This window comes from Rickettsia asiatica, from assembly GCF_007989425.1.
In the GTDB taxonomy this organism is placed as follows: Bacteria; Pseudomonadota; Alphaproteobacteria; order Rickettsiales; family Rickettsiaceae; genus Rickettsia; species Rickettsia helvetica.
The window spans coordinates 173,571-186,548 of record NZ_AP019563.1 but is presented as its reverse complement, the minus strand read 5'-3'; the positions used below and the strand labels follow the sequence as shown (position 1 = coordinate 186,548).

Below are 12,978 nucleotides of genomic sequence, written 5' to 3'. Positions count from 1 at the left end.
AAGGTTATAAAATGACAATACAATATACTTTTTCAATGATTAAGCCTGATGCTATCAAGAGGAATAAAATAGGACAAGTTAATACTTATTTGGAAAATGCAGGCTTAAAGATAGTAGCTCAGAAAATGAAATTTTTAACTAAATATGAAGCTGAATGTTTTTATGATGAGCATAGAGCAAGACCGTTTTTTAATAGCTTAGTTGAATATATTACTTCAGGAGCAGTAGTACTTCAAGTTCTTAAGGGAGAAGATGCTATAACTTTAAACCGCACCGTTATGGGTGCAACTAATCCTGCTGACGCTGAAGCAGGAACTATTAGAAAAGATTTAGGCGAATCAATTGAGGCTAATAGTATTCATGGTTCAGATAGTGAAAATAGTGCAAAAAGAGAAATCGAATTTTTCTTTAACAAATCTGAAATTATAGAATAATTAATGCTAAAATATGACGTAATAGTTATAGGCGGTGGACATGCAGGCGTGGAAGCAGCGGCAGCTTCTGCACGTCTTGGAATTTCTACTCTCTTAATTACGTTAAAACCGGAAAATTTAGGAGAGATGTCTTGCAATCCAGCAATCGGTGGAATTGCAAAAGGCACATTAGTTAAAGAAATTGATGCACTTGATGGGTTAATGGGTTATGTTATAGACCAAGCCGGTATACATTATAAAATGCTGAATGAGACTAGAGGACCAGCAGTTTGGGGACCTCGGGCACAAGCTGATAGAAAGCTTTATAAAAAAGCGATGTATCAAATATTAACAAATTACCCTAATCTAGATATATTATATGGAAAAGTGGAAGACATCGAAATTAAATCTTCTAAAGTTGAAGCGGTTATTTTAAATAACGGTAGCAAAATTCCTTGTCAAAAAATTATATTAACTACGGGTACTTTTCTATCAGGTCTTATTCATATCGGCTCGACAAAAATTCCTGCCGGTAGAGTAGATGAAGAACCTTCTTATGGATTATCAAACACATTAAAAAGAGTAGGATTTAAGATTGCCCGTTTAAAAACAGGTACACCGCCAAGAATTGACGGGCGTACTATTAATTATAGTAACACAGCTTTACAGTCCGGCGATAAAACTCCTCGTCCTTTTTCTGAATTAACCAATATTGTTAATGTTCCTCAGATAAATTGTTTTATAACCAAAACAACCTCGGAAACTCATGATATTATACGTGAGAATCTTGATAAATCTGCAATGTATTCAGGGCAAATAGAAGGGATAGGACCACGATATTGTCCTTCTATTGAAGATAAAATAGTCAGATTTAGTACAAAATCAGAACATCGTATATTTTTAGAACCTGAAGGATTAGATGATTATACGATTTATCCAAATGGTATTTCCACTTCTTTACCTGAAGATATACAACATAAATTAATCAAAACAATCCCTGGTTTAGAAAAAGCAACTATTTTACGTCCTGGTTATGCTATAGAATATGACTATGTTGATCCACATGAAATAAGTGTTACATTAGAGACAAAAAAAATAATGGGACTATATTTTGCCGGGCAAATTAACGGTACTACAGGATATGAGGAGGCTGCAGGGCAAGGCATAATAGCCGGTATAAATGCTGCTTTAGCAGTAAAAAATCAAGTGCCGTTTATATTAACAAGAGCAGATAGTTATATTGGGGTAATGATAGATGATTTAACAACATATAGTACTATAGAACCTTATCGTATGTTTACTTCTCGCTCGGAATATAGATTATCTATAAGAGCTGATAATGCTGATTTGCGTTTAACAAGATTAGGTATAAATATTGGAGTTGTATCAGAAGAGCGTAAAAAAATATTCACAAAAAAATGTGAAGATATAGAAAAAACAAAATCATTATTAAATACCTTGTCTTTAACTACTAGTAAACTTGCTAAAATGGGTATAAAGGTTGCACAGGATGGTACATATAAAACAGTATTAGACTTATTTAAAATACCTAATTTTAATGTTGAACAAGCTATTAAAATTTTTCCTATGCTTAAAGAAACGCAAAATAATAATATTTTGCAATTACTCTATATTGAAGCAAAATATGCTTCATATTTAACTAGACAACACGCAGATATTAATTTATTTCAAAGTGAAGAGGCACAGTTAATACCTAAAAATATTGACTATTTTAAAATACCAAGTATATCATTAGAGATACAGGAAAAACTTTCTTCTCATAAACCTGCTACTATTGGCGTAGCACGTCGAATTCCAGGGATTACACCTGCAGCAATTACGGCTATTATAATTTATTTAAAAACTAAATATAGTGATGGAAGTTCCACATGAAATAATTGAAAAGTTAGAAATTTTTCAAAAGTTAGTTAAAAAATGGAATAAATCAATAAATCTTGTATCGGATAATAGTATACATAATTTTTGGCAACGTCATATAGTAGACTCATTACAATTAATACAATATATTAGTAATAAAGAAATACACTTGGTTGATATAGGAAGCGGTTCCGGTTTTCCTGGTATAGTATTATCTATAGCAGGGGTAGCGAAAGTAAGTTTAATAGAAGCTGATTTACGTAAATGTATATTTTTAGAAAAAGCATCAAAGATATCAAATAATAACATACAAATAATTAATCAAAGAATAGAAAAAGTAGAAATAGATTGCAGTATATTAACTTGTAGAGCTTTCTCTAACTTAAATACAATATTTAATTGTATAAAAAATATTTCAGTACGAGAAAAATTTTTGTTATTAAAAGGAAAAAATTATTTAACTGAAATAGTAGAAGCTAAAGAGATGTGGTTATTTGATTATTTAATACATCAAAGTATTACTTGTGAAGAAGGGAAAATTCTAGAAGTTAGTAATTTAACAAAAATTATATGAAAGTAATTGCTATTGTTAATCAAAAAGGAGGGGTAGCTAAAACTACAACTACTGTAAATTTAGCTACAGCTTTTGCTGCTGTAAATAAAAAAATTTTAGTTATAGATCTTGATCCTCAAGGGAATAGTAGTACCGGTTTTGGAATTAGTCAGCAACAACGCAAAAATACTATATACCAAGTATTAACAAATTTAATAGAATTGAAAGATACAATAATTTCTACAGATATACCAAATTTAGAAATAATTACTTCAAACACTAATCTATCTGCGGCTGAATTAGATTTAACAAAATTAAAGGACCGAGAATATATTTTAATGAAGCTATTGGAAGAAATAAAAATATTATATGATTATATAATTATTGATTGCCCTCCTTCATTAAATTTATTAACGGTAAACGCTTTAGTTGCAAGCGATGAAGTGCTGATTCCAATGCAATGTGATTTTTATTCGTTAGAAGGATTAAGTCACTTGCTAAAAACAATTGAAATTGTAGAGAAAAAATTAAATCCTAAGATAAAGATTGCAGGTATATTATTTACAATGTATGATAAGCGTAATCGTTTAACTGAGCAAGTAGAAGAGGATGTTAGAAAATGCTTAGGAGAATTAGTATTTAAAACCGTTATTCCAAGAAATATTAAACTATCTGAAGCTCCTTCATATGGAAAACCGGCTATTATATATGATTATAAATGTTCGGGAGCAGTTGCATATATAGAACTTACAAAAGAAATCTTAGAAAGATATGGCGAAAAATAAAGGACTAGGAAGAGGATTATCTTCATTACTTGGAGAAGAAGTTATTTCTATAGAATCAGAAATAATACAAATAATAAATATTGATAAAATAAGACCAAATGAGAATCAGCCTAGAAAAAACTTTGAATATGATAAAATAAAAGAATTAGCAGATTCTATATTGAATAATGGTTTATTACAGCCTATTATTGTTGATAATAATTTCCAAATTATAGCAGGAGAGCGACGCTGGCGTGCATGTAAATTAGCAAAAGTTTTAGAGATACCAGTAATTATAAAAAATTTAGATGCTAGAGAGAGTATGGAAATAGCGTTAATTGAGAACATACAAAGAACTGATTTAACAGTTATGGAAGAAGCTCGTGGCTTTAAATATTTAGTAGAAAATTTTAATTATACGGCAGAAAAATTAGCTGAGAGGCTTGGTAAAAGTCGTAGTCATATAGCTAATTTGTTAAGACTTAATAATTTGCCGCAGTCTATTCAAGATAAAGTAAATGAAAATATACTAAGTATGGGTCAAGCTCGATGTTTAATAAATCATGAACATGCAGAAGTAATAGCCGATCATATTATAAATAATGATTTAAATGTACGTCAAACAGAAGAACTAGTAAGACAATGGTATAAAAATGAGTATACAAAATCTCCTAACAATAATAACAAAGTAGGAAAGCGTTGTTTAAAGGATAACGCTACCGATAATGATCTAGAATTATTAGTGAAAGCTTTATCAGAAAAATTTGGTATAAAAATAACAATAGAAAATTATCCATTAGGCGGAAAATTAATATTTCATTATAAAGATTTAGAAGAATTAGACTTGATATTACTAAAATTAAATTAAAATGCATATGAAAAAATTATCAATAAGCTTGAACGAAATAAATTGTAAGTATAAAAGTACATACAAATCTCAAGCTATTAAAATTAAAGTATATATACAGTATTTTATTTCTTAAGATTGTGCAAATTAAATATCTAAACGAGAAAAACAATGATAGAAATTACAATATCTGATTTTGAATTATATGATCATAGAGCAATATAATTCATACAATGCAGTAGTAAATATATTTATCGGTGTAAAATAATAATATAAGGAAATAAGTAATTTATGTCATATCAATATGTTTATGAAATGGTTGGTTTAAGCAAAATTATAAATGGTAAACGAATTTTAAAAGAAACAAATTTATCATTTTTACCAAAAGCTAAAATCGGTATAATAGGCCCAAATGGAGCAGGTAAATCGACTTTATTAAAAATAATGGCAGGTATTGATAAAGAGTTTGAAGGTAAAGCAACAGCTAAAATTGGTATAAAAGTAGGATATTTACCTCAAGAACCGTATCTTGATGCTAGTAAAAATGTTTTTAATAATATCATAGAAGGCCTTCATGAAAAGAAAAAACTTGTTGATGAATTTAATTATATAAGTAATAAATTTGCTGCTGAAATCACTGATGAAGAAATGCAAAAGCTTTTTGATAAACAAGCAGAATTGCAAGAAAAAATAGATAATTGTGATGGATGGAATCTAGAACGTGAAATAGAAATCGCAATGCTTGCTTTACGTTGCCCACCAAAAGAAGCAGATATTACAAAAATTTCCGGTGGAGAAAAAAGAAGAGTGGCTTTATGTAAATTGCTTTTAGAGAAACCTGATATGTTATTACTTGATGAACCTACAAATCATTTGGATGCAGAATCAGTTTCTTGGCTTGAAGATTATTTAAAGCATTATGAAGGTACTGTAATAGTAATTACCCATGATCGTTATTTTTTAGATAATGTTACAGAATGGATATTAGAAATAGATCGTGGAAATTGTATACCGTGGGAATCAAATTATAGTTCTTGGCTTGAGCAGAAGCAAAAAAAATTAGCTTTAGAAAGTAAAGAAGACGATGATAGAAAAAAACAATTGAATCGTGAACTTGAATGGATTCGTCAAACTCCAAAAGCTAGACAATCAAAAAATAAAGCACGTATTACAGCATATCAAGAGTTATTAAATAAACAACAAGAACAAAAAACTGATCCTACTCAAATAATTATACCTAACGGACCTCGTTTAGGTGATCTTGTTATTGAAGCAAAACATATAGCTAAAAAATTTAATAATAAAATATTATTATCAGATTTTAGTTTTAAAGTTCCACGTGGAGCTATTGTAGGAATTATTGGACCGAATGGAGCAGGTAAGTCTACTTTATTTAATATTATTACAGGTAAAATAATGCCGGATAGTGGTTCTATTAAAATTGGTCAAACGGTAAAATTAGGTTATGTTGATCAATCACGGGATCATTTAGATGATAATAAGACTATATGGGAAGAAATTTCAGAAGGTCTAGATGAATTACAACTTGGTAATAGAATAATTAAAAGTAGAGCTTATTGTGCAGCTTTTAATTTTAGAGGCAGTGGTCAACAAAAAAAAGTTGGACAACTTTCAGGTGGAGAACGTAACAGAGTGCATTTGGCAAAATTACTAAAAGAAGGAGCAAATGTTATATTATTAGATGAGCCATCTAATGATTTAGATATTGATACGTTAAGAGCACTTGAAGATGCTATTTTAGATTTTGCAGGTTGTGTATTGGTGATTAGTCATGATAGGTGGTTTTTAGATAGAATAGCCACTCATATTATATCATATGATAAAGAAAATAATGCTACATGGTTTGAAGGAAATTATCAAGATTATCATGAATATATGCTAAGTACTAACGGGGAAAGTATTTTTAATCCAAAATATAAACATAAGAAATTAATATAAATATGTCTTTAATGCAAATATTATTAATTTTATTTGTAGGAATCTTGGTAACAAAACCACATGATATTTTTATAATTATTAAAGAATTTAAAAAAATAAAAGCGTATTTAATTAATATTAAGTCATCTATTATAAAAAATATAGATGAACCGTTAGAAACAGAGCAGGTAAATTTTTATTTAAAAAAAATTATTAACCTAGAAGGTTATTATCATGGTAATTATGATTTAACGACAATAAAAGAAAAATATTATACGCTAATAATTAACAATGACTTAATAGAAAATGAATCAGCACCTGATATAACAGAGAAATACTAATCCGTGCCTCACTCAATAATTAAATCTAAGAATTATGCAAAAAGTAGTAAAACTTAACAATATCAAAATAGGAAATGATTTACCGTTTGTCCTAATTGCAGGGCCTTGTCAGATTGAAGGAAAAGATCATGCGTTGTTTATGGCAGAAAAACTTGTTAAATTAACTAGCAAGCTTAAGATTCCATTTATTTATAAATCTTCTTTTGATAAAGCTAATAGAACTTCCATAAATGGGATTAGAGGACTTGGTATTGAGAAAGGTTTAGAAATTTTATCAAAAGTAAAATCTGAATTCGATTGTCCTATTGTTACTGATGTCCATTCAGAGAGTCAATGTACCGAAACAGCCGAAGTAGCAGATATTTTACAAATTCCGGCATTTTTATGTAGACAAACCGACTTGCTGCAAGCTGCAGCAAAAACAGGTAAAATAGTAAAAGTAAAAAAAGGACAGTTTCTAGCTCCGTGGGATATGAAAAATGTACAAACAAAACTAGAAGCTTTTGGAGTAAAGGATATATTATTTACAGAGCGTGGTGCATGTTTTGGTTATAATAATTTGGTATCTGATATGCGTAGTCTTGCAATAATAGCGGAGTTAAATGTACCTGTAGTTTTTGATGCGACGCATTCCGTTCAGCAGCCTGGAGGGCTAGGAGGTAGTACCGGAGGGGAAAGAAAATATGTAGAGCTACTTGCAAGGGCAGCAACTTCTATAGGTATTGCCGGTATGTATATGGAAGTACATCAAGACCCCAATAACGCTCCAAGTGACGGCCCATGTATGATTAAGTTGGATAATCTAGAGTCCATTCTTATCAAACTAAAAAAATATGATAAAATTACAAAAAAAAAATAACCTTAAATTTTACCTATCAAAATATATATAAATATCCCCTATTAATTCAATTTTAAAATAGAAGTGATAATTTTTTACAACATAAAAAATAGAAGTTTCTTATCCTCAGAATTTTACCAATTCACCTTTAAATCCTTGTTGTAAATTTACTTATTCAGAAAATTTTTAAATAGTATTAATATTTATTTATTCAACTTATAGATCAAAAATATTTTGATTTGTGGAAAGATAAATAATTTATAGGTGTAATGTTATGAGAAAGATGGTAAATGCGATTGGTAATGTACTGTTTGGTAGTCCCAAGCAGGAACGAGGTTTAAAAAATATAAATGATTTTTTGACAGAGTATTTTAATAATATTTTGGAACGAAAAAACACTCCAAACTTAACTGTTCTTGAAGAATGTAATATATTAATGAAATTACGTAATATTAAGGATATATTAACTCCAAACACAAGCTTCATATCTAAGTATGAATATAAAGATATTATAGCTTGGCTCTCTAATAACACTCGTTCTATATTTAATGAAACATTAATAAAACCAAATAGCGGGCTTGCGGAGTTTATCCATATAACCGCTTTGGATTTTAGTAACTACCCCCTTTATAACGGAAGATATACAATATATAGCAAATTATTTAAGGAATAATAAGACTATAGAGCAAGTATTTTTGAACAATTGCGGTATAAATGATGAGCAAATAAAAATTTTAGCTGAGGTGTGTTTAGGCTTAACAAAACAATAACTAAACTTTCTTTAGTAAGTAATAAAGCAATAACTAATATCGGAATAAAAACTTTATTAGAGATAAAACATAATAATCAACATAAGCTAACAGAATTAAAAATCTCTCCTAATTTTAATGATAATTCAGAATTTCGACTCATTTCCGAAATAGATATTTTTAATGAAAATTTTGTAAATGCATATTTAAAGAAAACAAAAGCTCAAAACATCGAGGATGAAATCGAAAATAAAAATTTGCAACCTCTTATAAATTTTTATGAACTGGAAAGACCAGTCATAAAGAACGGTAATAAGCTTTTAAAATTGATTGCAGAAAGTCATAATGAAATTACTAAAACAGGAAATATTATAAAGAAACTAGTTGCAATAGTGGAAATGAATAAAGTAGGTGCGACTGCTCTTAGTTGTTTTTTAAGCGGACAAAAATTAGAAGAAGACAAAGAACGCTCTTTGCATGCATAAAAACCAAAATATAATGCAAAAATACATCATGAAGCAGACAATGGACATAAGCTTGTTAATAATTTTTTTATATCTGATGATGAAGGTGGAATTAATATTATAGAATGTCTAGGGGTTCATAGTAAAGAGATAGGTTCTATTCAAACAATCCTTAATTCATATATTTACTGGCAAATATTAGAATTAGCCGAAAAAGTTAGATTTTCAGTTGTAATTAGAGATAATAGTGCAAATGATATTGTGGATTCTACATATAAACAATTCACTAATATTTTTAGAGGTAGTAAAGGTAAGTTAACACCTGACATTAAAAATGAACTAGAAAATGCTTTATCTTATATAATTTCTGTTGCTGATTATAAAACTGAAGAAGAAAAAAAAGCTAAAATTAAAGCAGAAAAAAGTAAACTCAGTAAGGCTTTGAAGCGTCAAAACCTAGATAAAAAACAAAAATTTATAATTACCGAATTAGAAAAATCTGTCAATTTATTTAAAAAACCTAGCGGTGATACTAAATCTTTTTTAGAAACACTTGATACCAAAGATTTTTTTATTGTTATATCTGCTATTTCGTTATTAATTAGAACAATCGCAAATAATGAAATACAAGTAGAGCGGGAAAAAATTTTTCTTATATTGAGGCTATTTCTCAGAGTAAAACTGTGGAAGAAAAAAATGCTAATATTGCTCTCATAGATGAACAAAAACGTAAAATCTTTGATATATTTGCTTCTTTCAAAGATAAAGAAGATGCTCTACCTAATTCTGCTTCCGATGCAAATCTTTCTACAACTATAGAGGCTATTTCTAAGAGTAAAAATGAAGAAGAAAAAAACATTAATATTACTGTAATAGATGAGCAGAAACATGCTAACTTGGATACATTTGCTTCTTCCACCAAAGGTAAAGGAGATGCTCTACTTAATTCTGGTTCCGATGCGAATCCTCTTATAACTGAGGAATAAAAAAATCTTATAAGTATTGCGTTGAAATTAGAGCTACAAGATATTTTGAGTAAAAAAACCTTATATGAGCCATTGATCATCGAACATGTAAAGAAACTGATAAACCTATGTATGAGACCCTTTTCGGATACACTTAATATTAAGGACTTAAGTCAAGGTAAATGGGCTACAATAAAAGAAGTATATATAAAACCACAAAAATCAGAAACACAGAAGCCAATTTTATCACCAGTTTTATCTAATCAAGTAAAGGAGAATATTTTAACTATAGGTAAAATTATTATAAATTTTTTTCAAGTCAATAAACATAACATAAATAAGCCCATTTATTTCTTTTGATAAGCTTGATTTATGTTACCCATTAAATGCAGATATATTTTTACGTGATTATTCATTAATAAAACCTTATATACCCAAAAAAATATTAAATAAATCACCGGTACAAAAAACCGAAGAAAACTTTTTCATTGTTTTAAAAGAAATAGAAGAGCTTGAAGATACATATATTAAATATTCTAATGATCACCTAAATATGGTTTGTTCATTTTTAGAAACTATAAGAAAATTTTATAAGGCAGAAAATATAAAAGATAAAATTTCTTTTCAAGAGATATTAGGTCACTATGTATATTTCTTAAATCAGCAATGTAAAGCTTTATCTTTTTGTAAAAAACTTTATCCGCAATCGCAAGATTTGCAGCCGCTGACGGGGGCAGTTGAAGAAGCAAAAAAAATCTTAATTGAAGAAAATTTATTAGATAAAGCTATATTAGATATAAAATTAAAACCTTATCAAGTAACCGATAATGTAGAATCTAATAAAGAACAAAAAAAATATTATAAAGAAGCATTAGAATGGCTTGATAAACTTACGGGACCGCAAGCTGAGCATATTGTTATATCTATAAATGAAATAAAAGCCAATGCTTATTATTATTTAGGTATGATCTATGAAAATAGTAAATCGGAATTAGATTGGTTTAGAGCAATAAGAGAATATATTAATGCTCTAGAAATTGATAAAGATTTTAACTTTAGCTATGATCATGACACTTTTTCGGACATTTTTAGCAATATTTGTAAAAAAATAGGTGACTTATTTTTAGCACTAGGGAAATGGTGTAGAAGTAAAAATGAAAATGGGAACGCTATCAAGTTGATTCATTAAGCAATGAAATATTTTAAAGTAAGTTTAAGTATAGCCGGATATTGAGGATAGTAGTAGTATTCTTCATGAAATTTTTAGTATTTTAAAAAATAAACGAGAAGAAAAAGCACATTATATATCTTTAGAAAAAGATCTTCATATATCTGTAGCAGAATTTTTATTTAAATTAAATTTAATGCCAAAAGCAGGGCTTGAATATTTGAGAGCTGCAAGTAGAGTTGACAAAAATGAGAAAGAAAAACAAGAATGAGTATCAAAGGCTTTAAAAGCTTTTGATACAGATATGGCAAAAAATACTGCTTTTATACGTGCAATGCTTGACAAAGGCAAAATAGAGGATCTTAGTATGTTTGCCAAGGAGGCTGACAGAACAAAATTTTTAAGTGATACACAGATATAATAAATGATTTTGTTTCACTGCCGGAGCTGCAAGCCAAGGAGTGGCCAAAAGTACAACAAAATCAAAATGAGCAATTAACTAATGATCAAAAAGAATTAACCAAACAGAATAATACACAGCAGCAAGCACAAAAAGAAGCTTTAATTCAGCCGCAGCAAACACAACAGCATCAACAACAATCACAGCCAATGGAAAACACCCCACTTCGCACTATAGAAAATATACAAAAACCAAATTACTGGTATAGTGAAGATGATATAAAAAATATATTAGAAGCAAATATAGACAAAAATAAATTCTCTATAGTTACCCACGTTGATTTAGCAAAGCCTGAACAAGTAAGAGATGCACTTAGAGAGGGAGTATATGAGGATTTGAAGGAAAAAAAGTAAAGTTGTACTTATGCCTATTAATACAGGGCATGCATATTGGGTAAGTATGGTGATTAAGTAAAGATAATAATACAAATAAGATAATATTTACGTATAATGATCCTCTGGGCAGATCGTTAAATGATCGTCCTGACTTAATAGAACTTATTACTGAGGTTTATCCTGATGCAAAAATAATAGACTTACAAATTCTACAACAAGATAATACTTGGGACTGCGGAGTTTTTATATGCGATGATTTAATAAGACAATCTCAAAGTTTGGAAATTCTCTCTACGGAGCAATGTATAGGACAAGGGCTAAATTTAAGAAAATCTCAAGCTGAAACATTAAAACAAAGTTTAATAGCTCAACAAGCCCAACAACAACATATTTATATTATGGTAGATAGTAATGCTTCAGATGACGAAGAAGATGGGAATAATAACGGTAATAGTAATGAAATAGTGTGTCCTCCTTACGGTGATAATGACGAAGTGGAGGTAGGTGGAGCAGCTATGCAACCCTAATGATCAACATTAAAAGTTTGACGTTGCGATATCATTCCTGCGATAGGCTTGCTTGTGTAGACCTGGTTTATGTCATTTCCGCGAAAGCGGAAATCTAGAAATGAGCGTCACCTTGTGGCTTGATCACGGGGTTTTATATCACAGACTATGTCCTAAGATCCCGCGATCAAGTCGCAGGATGACAAAAGGTTACTGGATTCCTGCTTTCTGACACCCTCAAAAATGATACAGATTTTTAATATGTGCCGGCTGAAAATTGATACAGTATCATAAAAAAATTATCTAATATTTAAGTCATAAGATTATCCTCCTGTTTATTAATCATTTCTATTGGCACAAGACCAACTTTCTTTTTATCCTTAAGCCTGAAACTATCACCTTTAATATTGAGTATAGTGGAGTGGTGAAGCAGACGATCTAAGATAGCAGCTGTAAGAGCACTATCCTGAGCAAGCCTGTTGTGCCATTGCCCAAAAATGGAAGATTACTTGTAAGAATTATACTACCCTTCTCATAACGCTTTGCTATAACCTAAAATAATAGATTAGATTGTTCCTGTTTTAACGGCAGATACCCAAATTCGTCTATTATAAGTAATTTATATGGTAGTATGACTCTTTTGAATATATAGAGTCTAGGTTTCCCTGATTTAGCCCAGCATTAAGTACAAGCATCAAATCTGCAGCTATAGTAAATTTGTCATAAAGTACTTCTTCCGGTACTCCACCAAAATAATCA

Annotated in this window: 15 protein-coding genes and 2 pseudogenes; 16 read left to right on the top strand and 1 reads right to left on the bottom strand. The window is 29.5% G+C overall.

What is annotated here, in order from left to right; genetic code table 11:
- Positions 1-11 precede the first annotated feature (11 nt).
- From ndk to RAS_RS10915, 16 genes and pseudogenes are all read left to right on the top strand, one after another.
- Positions 12-434, top strand: a complete 423-nt coding sequence (gene ndk, locus RAS_RS00995; RefSeq protein WP_147141510.1) for a nucleoside-diphosphate kinase — start codon at positions 12-14, stop codon at positions 432-434.
- A 3-nt stretch (positions 435-437) separates the two neighbouring features.
- Positions 438-2,306: a tRNA uridine-5-carboxymethylaminomethyl(34) synthesis enzyme MnmG gene (mnmG, locus tag RAS_RS00990; protein WP_147141507.1), complete on the top strand. Its 1,869-nt coding sequence runs from the start codon at positions 438-440 to the stop codon at positions 2,304-2,306.
- A complete protein-coding gene (gene rsmG / locus RAS_RS00985) occupies positions 2,290-2,865 on the top strand; it encodes a 16S rRNA (guanine(527)-N(7))-methyltransferase RsmG (RefSeq protein ID WP_147143873.1) in 576 nt (191 codons plus the stop codon). The genes mnmG and rsmG overlap by 17 nt, the downstream gene beginning before the upstream one ends.
- Positions 2,862-3,629, top strand: a complete 768-nt coding sequence (locus tag RAS_RS00980) for a ParA family protein (protein WP_010420510.1) — start codon at positions 2,862-2,864, stop codon at positions 3,627-3,629. Before rsmG ends, RAS_RS00980 begins: the two co-directional genes overlap by 4 nt.
- Positions 3,616-4,476 (top strand): ParB/RepB/Spo0J family partition protein, encoded by an 861-nt coding sequence (locus tag RAS_RS00975; protein WP_147141503.1) that lies wholly within the window; start codon positions 3,616-3,618, stop codon positions 4,474-4,476. The genes RAS_RS00980 and RAS_RS00975 overlap by 14 nt, the downstream gene beginning before the upstream one ends.
- A 270-nt stretch (positions 4,477-4,746) precedes the next feature.
- Positions 4,747-6,414, top strand: a complete 1,668-nt coding sequence (gene ettA, locus RAS_RS00970) for an energy-dependent translational throttle protein EttA (RefSeq protein WP_147141500.1) — start codon at positions 4,747-4,749, stop codon at positions 6,412-6,414.
- Between the two features lie 2 nt (positions 6,415-6,416).
- Complete coding sequence (locus RAS_RS00965) at positions 6,417-6,734, top strand: DUF2672 domain-containing protein (RefSeq protein WP_147141498.1); 318 nt, start codon at positions 6,417-6,419, stop codon at positions 6,732-6,734.
- 34 nt (positions 6,735-6,768) lie between these two features.
- On the top strand, positions 6,769-7,593 hold the full coding sequence (gene kdsA, locus RAS_RS00960) for a 3-deoxy-8-phosphooctulonate synthase (RefSeq protein WP_147141495.1): 825 nt from the start codon (positions 6,769-6,771) through the stop codon (positions 7,591-7,593).
- A gap of 253 nt (positions 7,594-7,846) precedes the next feature.
- Entirely contained in the window at positions 7,847-8,245 is a 399-nt protein-coding gene (locus RAS_RS09270; RefSeq protein ID WP_232049261.1) for a hypothetical protein, read from the top strand.
- A 72-nt stretch (positions 8,246-8,317) separates the two neighbouring features.
- Positions 8,318-8,806: a hypothetical protein gene (locus RAS_RS00950; protein WP_147141491.1), complete on the top strand. Its 489-nt coding sequence runs from the start codon at positions 8,318-8,320 to the stop codon at positions 8,804-8,806.
- Between the two features lie 240 nt (positions 8,807-9,046).
- On the top strand, positions 9,047-9,502 hold the full coding sequence (locus tag RAS_RS00945; RefSeq protein ID WP_147141487.1) for a hypothetical protein: 456 nt from the start codon (positions 9,047-9,049) through the stop codon (positions 9,500-9,502).
- A complete protein-coding gene (locus RAS_RS00940) occupies positions 9,469-9,771 on the top strand; it encodes a hypothetical protein (RefSeq protein ID WP_147141484.1) in 303 nt (100 codons plus the stop codon). Before RAS_RS00945 ends, RAS_RS00940 begins: the two co-directional genes overlap by 34 nt.
- A 532-nt stretch (positions 9,772-10,303) precedes the next feature.
- Positions 10,304-10,939 (top strand): hypothetical protein, encoded by a 636-nt coding sequence (locus RAS_RS09265; protein WP_232049260.1) that lies wholly within the window; start codon positions 10,304-10,306, stop codon positions 10,937-10,939.
- Between the two features lie 3 nt (positions 10,940-10,942).
- Positions 10,943-11,443: pseudogene (locus RAS_RS10920) on the top strand (hypothetical protein); the annotation flags it as partial.
- A gap of 84 nt (positions 11,444-11,527) precedes the next feature.
- Positions 11,528-11,731 (top strand): hypothetical protein, encoded by a 204-nt coding sequence (locus tag RAS_RS08405; protein ID WP_172616084.1) that lies wholly within the window; start codon positions 11,528-11,530, stop codon positions 11,729-11,731.
- An 80-nt stretch (positions 11,732-11,811) separates the two neighbouring features.
- Positions 11,812-12,240: a hypothetical protein gene (locus RAS_RS10915; protein ID WP_147141481.1), complete on the top strand. Its 429-nt coding sequence runs from the start codon at positions 11,812-11,814 to the stop codon at positions 12,238-12,240.
- Positions 12,241-12,529: 289 nt separating this feature from the next.
- Here the strand turns inward: RAS_RS10915 and RAS_RS09260 are convergent.
- A pseudogene (locus RAS_RS09260) lies at positions 12,530-12,938 on the bottom strand (ATP-binding protein); the annotation flags it as partial.
- Between the last annotated feature and the right edge of the window lie 40 nt (positions 12,939-12,978).

Bases quoted from the DNA above. Each gene is read 5' to 3' on its own strand.
- ndk (WP_147141510.1), top strand. From the start codon at position 12: ATGACAATACAATATACTTTTTCAATGATTAAGCCTGATGCTATCAAG.
- mnmG (WP_147141507.1), top strand. From the start codon at position 438: ATGCTAAAATATGACGTAATAGTTATAGGCGGTGGACATGCAGGCGTG.
- rsmG (WP_147143873.1), top strand. From the start codon at position 2,290: ATGGAAGTTCCACATGAAATAATTGAAAAGTTAGAAATTTTTCAAAAG.
- RAS_RS00980 (WP_010420510.1), top strand. From the start codon at position 2,862: ATGAAAGTAATTGCTATTGTTAATCAAAAAGGAGGGGTAGCTAAAACT.
- RAS_RS00975 (WP_147141503.1), top strand. From the start codon at position 3,616: ATGGCGAAAAATAAAGGACTAGGAAGAGGATTATCTTCATTACTTGGA.
- ettA (WP_147141500.1), top strand. From the start codon at position 4,747: ATGTCATATCAATATGTTTATGAAATGGTTGGTTTAAGCAAAATTATA.
- RAS_RS00965 (WP_147141498.1), top strand. From the start codon at position 6,417: ATGTCTTTAATGCAAATATTATTAATTTTATTTGTAGGAATCTTGGTA.
- kdsA (WP_147141495.1), top strand. From the start codon at position 6,769: ATGCAAAAAGTAGTAAAACTTAACAATATCAAAATAGGAAATGATTTA.
- RAS_RS09270 (WP_232049261.1), top strand. From the start codon at position 7,847: ATGAGAAAGATGGTAAATGCGATTGGTAATGTACTGTTTGGTAGTCCC.
- RAS_RS09265 (WP_232049260.1), top strand. From the start codon at position 10,304: ATGGTTTGTTCATTTTTAGAAACTATAAGAAAATTTTATAAGGCAGAA.
- RAS_RS08405 (WP_172616084.1), top strand. From the start codon at position 11,528: ATGGAAAACACCCCACTTCGCACTATAGAAAATATACAAAAACCAAAT.